This window comes from Aminobacter sp. Y103A, from assembly GCF_030294925.1.
GTDB classification, from domain to species: Bacteria; Pseudomonadota; Alphaproteobacteria; order Rhizobiales; family Rhizobiaceae; genus Aminobacter; species Aminobacter ciceronei.
The window spans coordinates 1,664,020-1,678,464 of record NZ_AP017986.1 but is presented as its reverse complement, the minus strand read 5'-3'; the positions used below and the strand labels follow the sequence as shown (position 1 = coordinate 1,678,464).

At 65.3% G+C, this 14,445-nt stretch carries 15 protein-coding genes; 8 read left to right on the top strand and 7 right to left on the bottom strand.

The genetic code is table 11. The annotated features are described in order from the left end of the window. The 3 genes from Amn_RS08080 to Amn_RS08070 all read right to left on the bottom strand — a co-directional run bounded on the left by Amn_RS08080 (position 1) and on the right by Amn_RS08070 (position 3,121). A complete protein-coding gene (locus tag Amn_RS08080) occupies positions 1-567 on the bottom strand; it encodes a DUF6101 family protein (RefSeq protein ID WP_067964634.1) in 567 nt (188 codons plus the stop codon). Positions 568-735: 168 nt separating this feature from the next. After that, positions 736-2,166 (bottom strand): FAD-binding oxidoreductase, encoded by a 1,431-nt coding sequence (locus Amn_RS08075; RefSeq protein WP_286296081.1) that lies wholly within the window; start codon positions 2,164-2,166, stop codon positions 736-738. A gap of 16 nt (positions 2,167-2,182) precedes the next feature. Then, positions 2,183-3,121, bottom strand: coding sequence for an L-threonylcarbamoyladenylate synthase (locus tag Amn_RS08070; RefSeq protein ID WP_502874768.1), 939 nt, complete (start codon positions 3,119-3,121; stop codon positions 2,183-2,185). Positions 3,122-3,322: 201 nt separating this feature from the next. On the opposite strand from Amn_RS08070, the gene Amn_RS08065 reads away from it, so the two are divergent. Together Amn_RS08065 and Amn_RS08060 are read left to right on the top strand one after the other, a co-directional pair. Continuing rightward, a complete protein-coding gene (locus tag Amn_RS08065; protein ID WP_067964640.1) occupies positions 3,323-3,736 on the top strand; it encodes a hypothetical protein in 414 nt (137 codons plus the stop codon). Positions 3,737-3,810: 74 nt separating this feature from the next. Next, the gene (locus Amn_RS08060; RefSeq protein ID WP_182575246.1) at positions 3,811-4,194 is read left to right on the top strand and encodes a hypothetical protein; all 384 of its coding nucleotides are present in this window, start codon (positions 3,811-3,813) and stop codon (positions 4,192-4,194) included. Between the two features lie 30 nt (positions 4,195-4,224). Here Amn_RS08060 and glyS read toward each other — a convergent pair whose 3' ends face one another. Next, the gene (gene glyS / locus Amn_RS08055; protein ID WP_154386782.1) at positions 4,225-6,516 is read right to left on the bottom strand and encodes a glycine--tRNA ligase subunit beta; all 2,292 of its coding nucleotides are present in this window, start codon (positions 6,514-6,516) and stop codon (positions 4,225-4,227) included. Between the two features lie 214 nt (positions 6,517-6,730). Between glyS and Amn_RS08050 the strand changes: the two genes are divergently transcribed. Further along, positions 6,731-6,904, top strand: coding sequence for a hypothetical protein (locus Amn_RS08050; RefSeq protein WP_154386783.1), 174 nt, complete (start codon positions 6,731-6,733; stop codon positions 6,902-6,904). Between the two features lie 45 nt (positions 6,905-6,949). On the opposite strand, the gene Amn_RS08045 is transcribed toward Amn_RS08050, so the two are convergent. From Amn_RS08045 to Amn_RS08035, 3 genes are all read right to left on the bottom strand, one after another. Further along, entirely contained in the window at positions 6,950-7,894 is a 945-nt protein-coding gene (locus Amn_RS08045; protein ID WP_067964646.1) for a glycine--tRNA ligase subunit alpha, read from the bottom strand. A 92-nt stretch (positions 7,895-7,986) separates the two neighbouring features. Next, positions 7,987-9,990 (bottom strand): tetratricopeptide repeat protein, encoded by a 2,004-nt coding sequence (locus Amn_RS08040; protein ID WP_286296072.1) that lies wholly within the window; start codon positions 9,988-9,990, stop codon positions 7,987-7,989. Positions 9,991-10,165: 175 nt separating this feature from the next. Then, positions 10,166-11,182: a polyprenyl synthetase family protein gene (locus Amn_RS08035; RefSeq protein WP_154386784.1), complete on the bottom strand. Its 1,017-nt coding sequence runs from the start codon at positions 11,180-11,182 to the stop codon at positions 10,166-10,168. Positions 11,183-11,332: 150 nt separating this feature from the next. On the opposite strand from Amn_RS08035, the gene Amn_RS08030 reads away from it, so the two are divergent. The 5 genes from Amn_RS08030 to Amn_RS08010 all read left to right on the top strand — a co-directional run bounded on the left by Amn_RS08030 (position 11,333) and on the right by Amn_RS08010 (position 14,443). Beyond that, a complete protein-coding gene (locus Amn_RS08030; RefSeq protein WP_067964652.1) occupies positions 11,333-11,557 on the top strand; it encodes a putative signal transducing protein in 225 nt (74 codons plus the stop codon). 26 nt (positions 11,558-11,583) lie between these two features. After that, a complete protein-coding gene (locus Amn_RS08025) occupies positions 11,584-12,354 on the top strand; it encodes a tRNA1(Val) (adenine(37)-N6)-methyltransferase (protein ID WP_246670876.1) in 771 nt (256 codons plus the stop codon). Positions 12,355-12,440: 86 nt separating this feature from the next. After that, positions 12,441-13,304, top strand: a complete 864-nt coding sequence (locus Amn_RS08020; protein ID WP_182575241.1) for a S49 family peptidase — start codon at positions 12,441-12,443, stop codon at positions 13,302-13,304. Positions 13,305-13,380: 76 nt separating this feature from the next. Continuing rightward, entirely contained in the window at positions 13,381-13,566 is a 186-nt protein-coding gene (locus Amn_RS08015; protein ID WP_067964658.1) for an NfeD family protein, read from the top strand. Between the two features lie 10 nt (positions 13,567-13,576). Continuing rightward, on the top strand, positions 13,577-14,443 hold the full coding sequence (locus tag Amn_RS08010; protein ID WP_067964660.1) for a 4-(cytidine 5'-diphospho)-2-C-methyl-D-erythritol kinase: 867 nt from the start codon (positions 13,577-13,579) through the stop codon (positions 14,441-14,443). The last annotated feature ends 2 nt before the right edge of the window (positions 14,444-14,445 follow it).

Below are 14,445 nucleotides of genomic sequence, written 5' to 3'. Positions count from 1 at the left end.
TCACGCCCGGGCGATGATCTCTTCGCCGTCGATGACGAGGCGGACACCGAGCGCGCCCGACTTGCGGCGGGCGAGGAAACGCGGCCTGCGCATCCTGGAGACGCGCCCCTTGCGTCGGTCCTGCGCCGGCAGGGTCTTGATCGCCGCGCCGAGCGACTCCTCGAGCGTGCGGGCAACGCCGTCCGCCTCGATCAGCAGCATGGGCAGGCTGTAATAGTCGGCCCAGGCGCGCCAGTCGGCGGCAACGTCGTCGAGATCGTCGGCGACCAGAAGCGGCACAGACAGCATCGGATCGTTGTGCAGCAGTTCCAGCGTCACCGTGACGTTCAGGTCCTCGTCTTCCATCGCACGGGCCGCAACGCCGCGGAACGCGCGCGCCGGCAGCGCAATCGTCGCCGGCAGCCCGCTGAGCGCCAGCAGGCGGCGGATCACCGCGCCGCGGTGATCGATGGTGAAGGTGACGTCGCCAAGGTCGTCACGCGTCGCGTAGCTGACCATCTGCGGCAAGCGGAACGGGTCGAGGCGCATGTTGCGTCCCGCCCAGACTGGCTTCAGTCCGGTGTTCATGGTGTGCCTTCCTGTTATCTCCTGAGAGCCGGTTTCCGGTCTCTCCGGACCAGTTTTCCCGGTCTCGTTAGGAAGGACACTAGCGGGGTGACCTTACCGCCCCGCTTAAGAAATTGGGTTAAATTTTGCTGATCTCGGCGATGGTTATCGGAATACCACCAGAGACGTTCAAATCGTCTTGCCGGGGTTCATGATGCCGGCGGGATCGAACGCCGCCTTGACGCGGCGCATCAGCTCGATGGCGATCGGCGGCGCCGTGGCAATGAGCTCATCGCGCTTGAGCTGGCCGATGCCATGTTCGGCCGAGATCGAGCCGTTCATGGCGCGTACGACGTCGTGCACCGCCTTGTTCATGTCGCGGTAGAGCGCCAGGAACGCGTCGGCTGCCATGCCGACCGGCTGCGAGACGTTGTAGTGCAGATTGCCGTCGCCCATGTGGCCGAAGCAGACAACGCGCGCCTCCGGGCAGACGCTGGCAACAGCGACGGCACCTTGTGCGATGAAGGCAGGGATACTGGCGATCGGCACCGAAATGTCGTGCTTGATCGAGGCACCTTCGGCCTTCTGCGTTTCGGGCAGCATCTCGCGCAGGCGCCAGAACTCGTTGGCATGGGCAACGCTTGCGGCAATCGCCGCATCGCCGACCTGCTCGGCCTCGAAGCCGGCCGAGAGGATGTCCTCGATCAGCGCGCGCGCGTCCTCGGCCGAGCGGCCCGAGGAGATTTCCATCAGCACCTGCCAGGGCCAGTCGCCTTGCAGCGGCGGCCGCGCATCGGGAATGTGGCGCATGGCAAATTCCATCGGCCGGTGGCCGATCAGCTCGAACGCCGTCAGCGCGCCGCCGGCCATGTCCTGGGCGCGGTCGAACAAGGCGAGCGCTGCCTCTGGCGACGCCAGCCCGACCCAGGCGACTTCGCGACCCTTGGGCTTGGGATAGAGCTTCAGCACCGCCGCCGTAATGACGCCCAGCGTGCCTTCGGCGCCGACGAACAGGTTCTTGAGGTCGTAGCCGGTGTTGTCCTTCTTCAGCTTGCGCAGGTCGTCGAGCACCTCGCCGGTCGGCAGCACCACCTCGACGCCAAGGCACAGCTCGCGCGCATTGCCATAGGCCACCACGCCGGTGCCGCCGGCATTGGACGACAGATTGCCGCCGATCTGGCAGGACCCTTGCGACGCCAGCGACAGGGGATAGATCCGGTCGACCTCGTCGGCTGCCTTGTGCAGCACGTCGAGCACGACGCCGGCCTCGGCAATGACGGTGTTGGAGACCGGATCAATCTCGCGGATGCGGTTGAGGCGCGACAGCGACAGCACGATCTGGCCGCCCGAACGATCCGGCACCTGGCCGCCGACGAGGCCGGTATTGCCGCCCTGCGGCACGATCGGCGTCCCCGTTTCGGTGGCGAGCCTCATGATAGCGCTCACCTCCTCGACATTTGCCGGGCGTAGCACCAGCGAGCTGGCACCCGTGAACAGGCCGCGCGGCTCATGCACATAAGGTTCGATGTCGCCTTCCGCGCGCACCGCATAACGCAGGCCGACGATGGCAGCGAAGCGCTCGGCAAGCGCGGGATCGAGGCCGGGAAGATTCTGGGTCATATGACGAAAGCTAAGTTCAGACGTGAGGATTGTCACGAGGGGCAGCGGCGCGCGCCAGCCTGTCGTTGATCGCCTCGCCGAGTTCGTCGAACGGTATCGGCTCGACGGCGATCAGCTCGGCGCCGCTGCGGTCGAGCGCCTGGAGATGCGCAAAGAGATTTGTCGCCGCTTCGTGCAGGTCGCCTGTCTCGGACAGATTGAGGAAGGCGCGGGCCTGTTGCCAGCCATCGGCACGGCGCGGGCCAAAACCCAGCAGCGCCTCGCCTGCCGCGACAGCGTCGGCATTGAGCCGCATCGCAGCACCCGGCGCGTAGTGCGAGGCAAGCATGCCGGGCGCTTCGATGCCGGCGGTCACGCCGCGCAGCAGCGGCGCACCGGCCACCTCTTCGATGTCACCTGCCGGAACGCCGCCGGGGCGCAGCAGCCGCACGCGGCCGTCCTCGACCTTGACGATCGTCGATTCCAGCCCGACCGGCGTCGAACCGCCGTCGACGACGAGCGGGATACGCGCCCCGAGATCGCTGGCCACCGCCTCGCCGCTGGTCGAGCTGATCTTGCCCGAGCTGTTGGCGCTGGGGGCCGCCAACGGCCGGCCGAGCCGTGATATCAACGTGCCGCCGAACCCCTTGGGCATACGCAGCGCAATGGTCTCGAGCCCTGCTGTCACCAGCGGATGGATGCCCGAACTGGGACGCAGCGGAACCACCAGCGTGAGAGGTCCGGGCCAGAATTGTTCCGCCAGCTTGCGCGACAGCGGGTCGAACACGCCGATGCGCTCGGCCATGGCCATGTCGGCAACGTGGGCGATCAAGGGGTTGAAGCGCGGCCGGCCCTTGGCCTCGAAGATGCGGGCGACGGCCTCGCCATTGGTCGCGTCACCTGCCAGGCCATAGACGGTCTCGGTTGGTATGGCCACCACCTCGCCGGCGCCGAGCAGCGCAAGTGCCGCGTCCATCGCCTTGTCGGCTGCGATCAGTTCCGCCACGTCTCAGCTTCCTGTTGCATGCCCGGTCCCTACTCCGCGCCGCCCCATGCGACAAGTGCGCCACCGCCAAGATTTCCGGCATTGCCTAAAATGCACCGCATCTTCGAAATCGGGTTGCAACCGCCCTGCTGCTACATTGCTCCTTGAAGTTGGTTCAACTCCGAGGGTCAAATGCGCCTTTGTGCTGCGTTTCTTGTTGCCGGCATCGCCGCGTCCGGTACGGCTCACGCATCTTCGATCGTCATCGTCGAAGCCAGTGCGGCCAGCCCGTCATCGGTCAGCGTCGACGCCCCGAAATCGGCCAGCAGGTCGATCGTCGCGCTCGGCGCTGCCCAGGTCGACGCCGGCAAGGTCGCGGCGATCGAAGCCGAACCGACAAGCACCAACCATAAGATGGGGCCTGAGCTGATGGTCATCCGCGGCGGCGAGGTTGGTTCAGCGTCGCCTGATACGTCGGCTGGCGCACCCGTTGCCGCGGAAGCCGTGCCCGCCCAGCAGGCCGCGACCGGCGACCAGTCGCCCTTGCCTGTTGCGCCCGACGGAACCCCGATCGACCCAGCGCCAGCCCATGTCAAAACCGAATAGGCCGGCTTGACCGTCACGCCGTCGTTGTGCACCGTCGCGGCAACATATCGGCAATCTGGGCAAGGGGTTGATCCATGAAGGCAGGTCGCAGCATCGCAGCGGGGCTCCTGGCCATGCTGCTTTCCGGCACAGGCGTGGCACAGGCCGATCAGCTGCTCGGCACCTATGTCGCGCGGATCTCCGAGAAGGACCATCAGGCCAGCGACGGCTACGCGCTCGACAGCGCCGCCCAGGTCGTGCGGCAGGACCGCGCCAATGTGCATCGGCACATCCAGACCGACGAGGAAGACGACCTCGACGACTGGTTCACCAGCAATGCCAAGCGTGCGCGCTTCGAGCAGCTGTTGAACAAGCCTGGCGCGATGAACAACTCGACGCGCAGCGCCATCCTTCACGGCGAGCCGCTGATCGAGGTCCAGGTCTATCGCCAGAGCGTCAAGGTTCGCCTGCTCGACTGAATGGAAAGGGCGGCTTTGCGCCGCCCCAGCCTATCCCGCGATCTTGGAGAAATCGGCGACCTGGTCGGTCGCCGCACGGATGCGCGCGAGCAGCGCCAGGCGGTTGGCACGCACGGCAACGTCGTCGTCGTTGACGAGAACTTTCTCGAAGAATGAATCGACGGGTTCACGCAACACGCTGAGGGCGCGCATGGCGCCGGAAAAGTCTTCGTTCCGAATCGCCTGGGCAGCTTCGCTGACAGCCTGATTCATCGGCGCGAACAACGCCTTTTCCGCCTCTTCGCGGAAGAGAGCCGGGTCGACGGCGTCGGCAACCGCGGTCCCCTTCTTCTCTTCGGCGGCCAGGATGTTGGCGGCGCGCTTAGTGCCGGCGAGCAGGTTCTTGCCATCCTCGCTGTCGACGAAGTGACCCAGCGCTTCGACACGCCGGGTGATGGTCAACAGGTCGTCGGCCTCCGGCGTGATGACGGCGTCGATAAGATCGTGGCGGGCGCCAAGCTCGCGCAGATAGACCTTGAGACGGTCATGGAAGAAGGCGATCAGGTCGGCCTTGAGCGGCGCGGCACGGCCGATCGTTTCCCTGCGCAGCTCCGCCTCATAGGCAGCCAGCGCATTGTCGACATCCTGCTCGCCATCGACATCGCCGCTGTCGATCGCGTCCTGCTTTGCCTCGAACGCGGCGAGCTTCTTGGCGATGGAGCTCTCATCGAGCTGACGCAGCGCCGCATCGAACAATGCCTGCAGCGGCAGCTTGCCGCGCGCCGACAGGATGATCCTGACGATGCCGAGTGCGGCACGACGAAGCGCATAGGGGTCCTTCGACCCCGTCGGCTTTTCGTCGATGGTCCAGAAGCCGACGAGCGTGTCGAGCTTGTCGGCCAGCGCCACCGAAACCGAAACCGGGTCGGCGGGCACGCGGTCGGAGGGACCCTGCGGCTTGTAGTGCTCCTCGATCGCCGCTGCCACCGACGGGCTTTCGCCCTGCAGCAGCGCATATTTGCGGCCCATGGCGCCTTGCAGTTCGGGGAACTCGCCGACGACCTCGGTCTGAAGGTCTGCTTTGGCGAGCACTGCGGCGCGGTCGGCCAGCTTCGGCTCGGCACCGACAAGCGGCGCGATCTCACGGGCGAGCCCGCGGATGCGCTGGACGCGCTGCCCTTGGGTGCCGAGCTTGGCATGAAAGGTCACGCCAAGATGGTCAAGGCGGGCCATGCGCTGGTCGAGCGGCTTGTGGATATCGAGGCCGAAGGCTTCGGCCGACTGCTTCAGCGTATCGAGATCGGGCAGGTCGCCCTGGTCCGTCTTCCAGAAATAGAGCGCGTCCGAAAGGCGGGCGCGCACCACCTTGCCGTTGCCATGCGCGATCTCCTTGCCGCCATCCTTGGCCTCGATGTTCGAGGTCAGGATGAAGTGGTTGGAAAGCGCGTCCTCGCTGCCCTGCGGCCGCGTGACGAAGCACTTCTGGTTGGCGCGGATGGTCAGCCGGATGACTTCGGCCGGGATCTCGAGGAACGTGTCCTCGAAGGTGCCCATCAGCACAACAGGCCATTCGACGAGGCCGGAAACCTCTTCGAGCAGCCCTTCGTCCTCGACGAGTTCGAGGCCATTGGCAAAGGCGAGGTTGCGCGCATCGGCGGAGATCATCTCCTTGCGGCGCTCGGCGTCGATGACGACCTTGGCGGCCTCGAGCTTGGCGGCGTAGTCGTCGAAGCGGCGCACGGTGATTGCCTCGGGCGCATGGAATCGATGACCAAAGGTGACGTTGCCGGAACGGATGCCGTCAACCTCGAAGTCGACGACCACCGGCTCCTCGGTCTCGGGGCCGAAGGTGCAGACGATCGACTGGAGCGGGCGCACCCAGCGCAGGCTGCCCGGCTTGGCCGAGGCCGGGCCCCAGCGCATCGATTTGGGCCAGGGGAAGGTCTTGACGATCGCCGGCACCAGCTCGGCGATGATCTCCTCCGCCGAGCGGCCGGGCTTGGAAATATGGGCTACATAGAAATCGCCCTTCTTGGGATCGCTGTGGACATGCGCCTGGGATATCGAGCTCAGGCCGGCGCTGCGCAGAAAACCCTGAATCGCCGCTTCCGGCGCCTTGGTGCTCGGGCCCTTGCGGTCTTCATGGATGTCCTTGGAGCGGGCCGTCAGCCCCCTGATGTCGAGCGTCAGACGGCGCGGCGTCCAGTATTCGCGTGCCGCCTCATAGGTCAGACCCGCCTCGACAAGACCGTCGGTCAGCATCTTCCTGAGGTCACCCGCCGCCTTGCGCTGCATGCGCGCGGGGATTTCTTCGGAACGCAACTCTAAAAGCAGATCGGGCATCGGACGGGCTCACGCGGAAATGGTCCGCGCGGCATAGCAACTCAGCCGCCCGCTGTCACTTCCCGAACGCGATCGGCCCGAACGCGATCGGCAAAATTCCGTCGAGCTGTCGGACCGTCGCCGGGACAATCGTCCTAGGGATGAAGATTTCCATGAACCGGATGCTGCGCTGGAGCGACCCACGCTCAGACAGACACCTATTGGCCGAACGACAATGAAAACCGCCTCTGCCCTGCTCCAGATCTTCAGCCTCAGCGCCCTGCTCGCCATGCATGTGGCGGCCCCGGCCGAATTCCGGATGCCCGGCGTGCGCAAGGCGTTGCAGACGATCAATGGCGAAACGCTGCAACCCCGCCTTCCGGAGGGGCTGGAACTCGCTGCTGCCTGATGGCCACTTCACGGCGACCTCCCCGACAAGGGGAAGGTAAGACCGTCAAGCAGCCAAACCGCCGGCTTCGGTCAGCAGGAAAGCCTCGCCGCAGGCCTTGGACAGGTTGCGGACGCGCAGGATGTAGCTCTGGCGTTCGGTAACCGAGATCACGCCGCGCGCGTCGAGCAGGTTGAAGACGTGGCTCGCCTTGATGCACTGGTCATAGGCCGGGAAGACCATCCTATGCTGGGCCAGATTGCCGCCATCGGCCGGCGCGCCGGCAGCGAGAAGCGACCTGCATTCGGCTTCGGCATCCTCGAAATGCTTGAGCAGCATCGCGGTGTTGGCATGCTCGAAATTGTGCCTGGAATATTCCTGCTCGGCCTGCAGGAAGACGTCGCCATAGGTGACCTTGTCGTCGCCTTCGAGGCCGTTGAAGTTGAGGTCGTAGACATTGTCGACGCCCTGCACATACATCGCCAGGCGTTCGAGACCATAGGTCAACTCGCCGGCGACGGGCGCGCATTCGATGCCGCAGACCTGCTGGAAATAGGTGAACTGCGACACTTCCATGCCGTCGCACCAGCATTCCCAGCCGAGGCCCCAGGCGCCCAGCGTCGGGCTTTCCCAGTCGTCCTCGACGAAGCGGATGTCATGGATAAGCGGATCGATGCCGATCGCCTTGAGCGAGCCGAGGTAGAGCTCCTGAAGGTTGGACGGGTTCGGCTTCAGGATGACCTGGTACTGGTAATAGTGCTGCAGCCGGTTCGGGTTCTCGCCGTAGCGGCCGTCCTTGGGGCGGCGCGAAGGCTGCACATAGGCTGCGTTCCAGCGCTTGGGTCCAAGCGCACGCAACGTCGTTGCCGGGTGGAACGTGCCCGCGCCCACTTCCATGTCGTAGGGCTGCAGGATGATGCAACCGTGTTCGGCCCAGTAATTGTGCAGCGTCAGGATCAGGCCCTGGAACGAGCGGCTGGGGTGCATGTGGGCGGGCATGGTGTCGGTCACGGACAAAGCTCGTTCATTGGAGCCCCAGCAAAACGGGGCCAGAGAGGCCCCGTCCTATTCTGCCCGAAGATACGGGTCAAGCAGCGTGCGGCTCACTTGCCCGGCAGCTGGAGTTCCTGGCCCGGTGCCAAGCGCGCGGGATCGCCGCGCAGCTGCGGGTTGAGATCGAGAATCTCGCGATAGCGGTCACCATTGCCGAGCACGTCATTGGCGATCGACCACAGCGATTGCCCACGCTGCACCTTGTAGGCGGCTGGGATCACCTGGGCGGCCGGTTCGACTGCAGGCGTTTCCAGTTCGCTCTTCTTCTGGCTGTCCTGGGCAGGGGCTGCCGGCTTGACCGAGATCGGCTTGGCAGGGGCTTCCAGCGCCGTCGGCTTCTCCGGCAGGTCCGGCAGGCCCTTGGCGAGCTTCTGCTCGACATCGGCCAGGATCTTCGGCTCCGGCTTCATGTCGCGGGCATGGCTCCACTGGAAGGTCGCCTCGAGCTTGCGCCCGACACGCCAGTAGGCGTCGCCGAGATGGTCGTTGAGCACCGGATCGTCCGGCTTCAGTGACACCGCGCGCTCGAGCTCGCGGACCGCGTCCTCGAACTTGCCGAGGCGGTAGTAGGCCCAGCCCAGCGAATCGATGATGTAGCCGTCGCTCGGGCGCAGGTCGGCGGCCTGCTTGATCATCCCGAGGCCTTCCTCGAGATTCATGTTCATGTCGACCCAGGAATAGCCGAGATAGTTCAGAACCTGCGGCTGGTTGGGGAACAGCTTCAGCGCTTCACGGAAATTCGGCTCTGCCTTGGGCCATTCCTTCAGCCGCTCATAGGCGATGCCGCGCTGGTAGAAGACGTTCCAGTTGGTGTTGGTTGGCGTCTTCAGCACGCTGACTGCCTTGTCGTAGACATCGGCTGAGGCGCGGTAATTGTCGGTCGAGGCATAGACCCCGCCAAGCGCGAGATAGCCGCGCATGTCGTCGGGGTTGGCGTCGACCAGTGCCTTGAGATGCTTGATCGCCTCGTCGTGGCGCTTGAGATCGGCGAGGTTGAGGCCGAGCTGCAATTCCGACAGCCGCTTGAGCGGCGAGGCTGCGGGCACGCGGCGGTAAAGCGCGATCGCCTCTTCGCCATTCTGCCGCTGCTCGGCAATGGCTGCGAGCTGCACCAGAAGCTCGTCGCTCTCCGGCTTCAGCGCAAGCGCATATTGCAGATAGAGCCGGACGAAGGGTTCGCCGCCGCCACGGTTCAGCGCCGTCGACAGGTTGAGCAGGATTTCGGCAGCACCATCCTGCGGATTGGCGACCAGTGGGCCGATCTTCTCGCCCTTGGTGATTTTTTCGCGCAAGGAAGCGATCGGCAGTTTGCCGGGGGCAAACTCGTCGGCGCGGTCGAGGATGGCCAGCGCCTCGGTCTTCTTGCCGGTGCGGGCAAGGAAACCGGCATAGGATTCGGCGGCGCGCATCCAGGTCTCCGGTGCCGCACTGCCGGCGCCGAGATTGTCGATGGTGGCGCGATAGATCTCGTCCGCCTTGTCCTTCTGGCCGGCGGTCTCGGCGATCAAAGCGCGGTGGTAGGTCTTGAACAGCTCGTACCATTCCGGGCCTTCGAGCTTGTCGAGGAACCGCAGCCCGTCGCCGGCCTTGCCCTCGCCCTGCTTGGCCCAGGCGGTCATGACGCCTGTGATCAACCGGTCGAGGTCGGATTCGAGCGCCAGCTTGAGCCACTTCTCCGCGCCCTCGTAATCCTTCTTGCGGAAGGTATCGACGGCAAGCGCCAGGCGCGAGAAACGCTCCACGTCGGGAACTGTCTTCAGCATCTCGGCATAAGGCAGCGATTCATCGAAGCGGCCTTGCGCGATCAGCGCCAGCATCAGGCTCTGCTGCAGGGCGGCATCTTCGGGATCGAAGGCCAAAGCGCGCTTGTAATAAGCAATTGCGCTGTCCAGGTCGTCGTCGGCCTCGGCGGTGCGGGCCGCGAGATAGGCGCCGGAAAACGAACTGATCTCGACCGGTTCGGTGAGCTGTTTGGCATATCCAGGCTGGGTCAGGGCAGTAAAGCCCGCCAGAGCCGCAAGGCCCAACAGCCAGATCGCGCGTCGCTGCCGCATGAAAATCCTTCCTACCAAGGTCCTACGGTCGTCCAGCCGGTGGCCGGGTCGCAACCGCTTGTCGGCGCCAAGCATGGCCTTTTTGGGGTCACGCTTCAATCCGCACCGGCTTCACAATACGACAGGCGGCTCAACGAATTCACAATGTTGAACCAACGGCAGGTGGAATCCTGCCTCAAACGACGCGGCTGATGCAGAAATCGATGACGTCGATGAGGGCCGACTTCTGCGGCGTCTGCTCCAGCGGGGCCAGCGCATCGCGGGCGATCTCGCCGAAATGGCTGGCGCGGCCGATCGTGTCGGCGATGGCGCCGTGGCGCACCATCAGGCCAACGGCCTTCTCCAGCGCCGCATCGTCGGTCTTGCCCTCCTCGATCGCGCTCTTCCAGAAGGCGCGTTCGGCAGTGGTGCCGCGGCGATAGCTCAGGATCACCGGCAGCGTGACCTTGCCCTCGCGGAAGTCGTCGCCGACATTCTTGCCGAGGTCCTTGCTCGACCCGCCATAGTCGAGCGCATCGTCGATGAGCTGGAAGGCAAGGCCGAGATTCATGCCGTAGGAGCGCAGTGCTGCCTTGTCGTTCTTCGACGCGCCGGCAATGACCGGACCGACTTCGGCGGCGGCCGAGAACAGGGCAGCGGTCTTTGCCTTGATGACGGCGAAATGTTCGTCCTCGGTGGTGTCGAGGTTCTTGGCGGCGGCCAGCTGCATCACCTCGCCCTCGGCGATGATCGAGGCAGCGGAGGACAGGATGTCGAGCGCTTCCAGCGAACCGACCTCGACCATCATGCGGAAGGCCTGGCCGAGCAGGAAGTCGCCGACGAGCACGCTCGCCTGGTTGCCCCAGATGGTGCGCGCCGTCTTCTTGCCGCGGCGCAGGTCGCTTTCGTCGACGACGTCGTCATGCAGCAGCGTCGCCGTGTGCATGAACTCGACGGAGGTCGCGAGCCTGACGTGGTTTTCGCCGGCGTAGCCGAACATCTGCGCCGCAGCGAGCGTCAGCATCGGGCGCAGGCGCTTGCCGCCGGAGGAGATCAGATGGTTGGCCACCTCGGGGATCATCTCGACGTCGGAGCCGGCCTTGGACAGGATCAGCTCGTTGACCCGCCCCATGTCGGCGGACGTCAGGTCGATCAGGTCCTTGATCGACGCAGCGTCCCGCTTTCCCTTCTCGATGTTGAGAACGACACCCAAGGCCAACACTCCCAAATTACACAGGCGCGTGGTCGCGCGCGTAGCTCTTAGGCGATTCTAGGGCGGCATGCACCGTGCCCGCAAGTGGCGAATTGGCGCGGTGCAACAGGCAGCGTTTACTTCGCCGCTCCAAACTGCGAATTTCCTGAGATGATCGAACTCATCCGCACCAATGACGCCGTCATCATCTCCTTCGTCGAGGCACTGCTGCGCGACGCCGGCATCGGCAGCTTCACCGCCGACGAGAACATGAGCGTGCTCGACGGTTCGATCGGCATCCTGCCGCGGCGGATCATGATCGATGCCGACGACGCCGACGAAGCACGGCAGCTTCTTACCGACGCCGGCATCGAGCACGAAATTCGCCGGAAGTGACAGCCGAACCGCCACCCGCAAAACATCTGGACTTGCCACCGCATACGGTGGACGCATTCCATCGCGGCGACTTCTGGCTGGTGCAGCCCAGCGACAGCGGCCACCGCGCCGGCATGGACGCCTTGATGCTGGCAGCCGCCGTGCCGGGCACTTTCGCCGGCCGGCTTGCCGATTTCGGCGCAGGTGCGGGTGCTGCCGGCCTTGCGGTTGCGTCGCGCTGCAGGCAGGCCAAGGTACAACTTGTCGAGCTCACCACGGATATGGCGCGCTTCGCCGAGGCGACGCTCGCTTATCCCGGCAACGCCTCGCTGCGCGAGCGCGCGTCGGTGCTCGTCGCCGATGTCGGCCTTTCCGGCAAGGCACGCACCGAGGCAGGCCTTGCCGACGCCTCGCTCGACTTCGTCATCATGAACCCGCCCTTCAATCCTGCACATCACCGGCCGACACCGGACGCGCTGAAGCGGCAGGCGCATGTCATGGAGGACGGGCTGTTCGAAAGCTGGCTCCGGAGTGCTGCCGCCATGGTCAAGCCGCGCGGCGGCCTCGCCATCATCGCCCGGCCGGAGCAGCTCGCAGCGATCCTTACGGCCCTCGAGGGCCGCTTCGGCAAGGCCGAGATCGTACCGGTGCATCCGCGCGCCGACGCGGCCGCGATCCGTATCATCGTGCGGGCGGTTCGCGCCTCGCGGGCGCCGTTGACGCTCTGCCCGCCGCTGGTCCTGCGCGATCCCGGCGACAGCTTCTCGCAACGCGCCGACGACATAAGCAACGGCCGCGCGTCGCTTTTCGGCGATTGAAGCTTTTCGGCGCCAGAACTGGGCCGAAGCATTGCGGTTGTCGCGGGAATACATACATCCGCATGACCAGAGACCGGAGAGATTACGTGAAGAACCTGTTCCGCCGCCTGCTGCCGAGATCTATGCGAGGCGGCGAGATCGTCATCCCCGTCATCAGGCTGCAAGGCGCGATCATGTCGGGCGGCAGCCAGTTCCGGCCGACGCTTTCACTGGCAAGCACAGCCGGGCTGATCGAAAAGGCCTTCTCGATTTCCAGCGCGCCCGCCGTGGCCATCTCGATCAATTCGCCGGGCGGTTCGCCGGTACAGTCGCGCCTGATCTTCAAGCGCATCCGCGACCTTGCCGCCGAGAAGAACAAGAAGGTGCTGGTCTTCGTCGAGGACGTCGCCGCATCGGGCGGCTACATGATCGCCATTGCCGGCGACGAGATCTTCGCCGACCCGTCCTCCATCGTCGGCTCGATCGGCGTGGTATCGGCCTCGTTCGGCTTCACCGACCTGATCAAGAAGATCGGCGTCGAGCGCCGCGTCTACACCGCCGGCGCCAACAAGGCGACGCTCGATCCGTTCCAGCCGGAAAAGGCCGAAGACGTCGAGCGGCTGAAGAAGCTGCAGCTCGAAGTGCACGAGACCTTCATCGAGATGGTCAAGGAGCGCCGCCGCGGCAAGCTCAAGGACGACCCGGACCTGTTTACCGGCCTGTTCTGGTCGGGCAAGAAGGGCCTCGAACTCGGCCTCGTCGACGCGCTCGGCGACATGCGCACCGTGCTCAAGGACCGCTATGGCCCCAAGGCCGAGCTTAAGCTGATCACAGCACCGCGCGGCCTGTTCGGCCGCAGGCTCGGCCTCGGCTCATCCCTCGGCTTCACGCCTGAAGCAGCCGGTGCGGTTGCCACCGGCCTGGTGGATGCGGCGGAAGAACGCGCATTGTGGAGCCGGTTCGGCCTTTGAAAAAGCCGAAACGGCGGATTATCATGTGGGGACAGCCCCGGCCGGCCGGAAACGGCACCGAAGGGAGGAGAATGAAATGCCGCAGCTCATCTTTTTCGCGCTTGTCGGCGTGGTCGCCTATATCGGCTACCGCTCCTTCATCAAGGAGGCCGAACGGGTGACTGCCAAGGTGCGGCGCAACGAGAAGCAGCGCCAGACCGGCGCCAACGGGACACTGGTCAAGGATCCCGAAACCGGCGAGTACCGGCTCGAGAAAGACTGATGCCCCGCCCGTGACCTTCAACAACGTTCCGCTCGCCGAACTCGCCCCGGCCAAGATCAATCTGGCGCTGCATGTCACCGGCCGGCGCGATGACGGCTATCATCTGCTCGAAAGCCTTGTCGTCTTTGCCGAGCTTGGCGACCGCATCACCGTTGCGGCGGCAACAGAGGACGGTTTCGTCGTCAACGGCCGCTTTGCCGCCGATGTGCCGGTCGATGGCGGCAACCTCGTGCTCAAGGCCCGGGACGCGCTGCGCGCTGCCTTTCCCCATCACACCACCCAGCCGGTCGCCATAGCGCTCGAAAAGAACCTGCCGGTCGCCTCGGGCATCGGCGGCGGTTCGAGCGACGCGGCTGCCGCGTTGCGCGCCCTGAGCCGCCTTTGGCGCCTGCCGGCCGATGCCGCAACCCTTGCCCGCCTCGCCTTGCCGCTTGGCGCCGACCTGCCGATGTGCCTGGCAGGGCATCCGCTGATCGCCCGCGGCATCGGCGAGCAGCTCGCCCCGGTCAGGCATTTTCCTTCGCTGCCGATGGTGCTGGTCAATCCCGGCATCGCGGTGGCGACACCGAGCGTCTTCCGGGCGCTGGCCTCACGTGAAAATCCCCCTCTCGCGCCGCTCGACAGCGCCGATACCGTGCTTGACTGGCTGACAACCAGCCGCAACGACCTCGAGCCTGCAGCAATGTCGATCGAACCCTCGATTGTCGCGGTGCTGAGCACCCTTCACAATTCGGGTGCCGCCTTCGCCCGCATGTCGGGATCGGGTGCCACCTGTTTCGGCATCTTCGACAGCAACGCTGCCGCCGCGCACGCGGCGACGGCGATCTCCGCAGAGCGCCCCGGCTGGTTCAGCGCCGCCACAACGACCCGGACCTAGGA

What these genes read in the sequence shown, in the direction of transcription:
- Amn_RS08040 (WP_286296072.1), bottom strand. Translation starts at nt 9,990, where the DNA reads ATGCGGCAGCGACGCGCGATCTGGCTGTTGGGCCTTGCGGCTCTGGCG.
- Amn_RS08030 (WP_067964652.1), top strand. Translation starts at nt 11,333, where the DNA reads ATGATCGAACTCATCCGCACCAATGACGCCGTCATCATCTCCTTCGTC.
- Amn_RS08065 (WP_067964640.1), top strand. Translation starts at nt 3,323, where the DNA reads ATGCGCCTTTGTGCTGCGTTTCTTGTTGCCGGCATCGCCGCGTCCGGT.
- Amn_RS08080 (WP_067964634.1), bottom strand. Translation starts at nt 567, where the DNA reads ATGAACACCGGACTGAAGCCAGTCTGGGCGGGACGCAACATGCGCCTC.
- Amn_RS08050 (WP_154386783.1), top strand. Translation starts at nt 6,731, where the DNA reads ATGAAAACCGCCTCTGCCCTGCTCCAGATCTTCAGCCTCAGCGCCCTG.
- glyS (WP_154386782.1), bottom strand. Translation starts at nt 6,516, where the DNA reads ATGCCCGATCTGCTTTTAGAGTTGCGTTCCGAAGAAATCCCCGCGCGC.
- Amn_RS08075 (WP_286296081.1), bottom strand. Translation starts at nt 2,166, where the DNA reads ATGACCCAGAATCTTCCCGGCCTCGATCCCGCGCTTGCCGAGCGCTTC.
- Amn_RS08060 (WP_182575246.1), top strand. Translation starts at nt 3,811, where the DNA reads ATGAAGGCAGGTCGCAGCATCGCAGCGGGGCTCCTGGCCATGCTGCTT.
- Amn_RS08015 (WP_067964658.1), top strand. Translation starts at nt 13,381, where the DNA reads ATGCCGCAGCTCATCTTTTTCGCGCTTGTCGGCGTGGTCGCCTATATC.
- Amn_RS08070 (WP_502874768.1), bottom strand. Translation starts at nt 3,121, where the DNA reads ATGGACGCGGCACTTGCGCTGCTCGGCGCCGGCGAGGTGGTGGCCATA.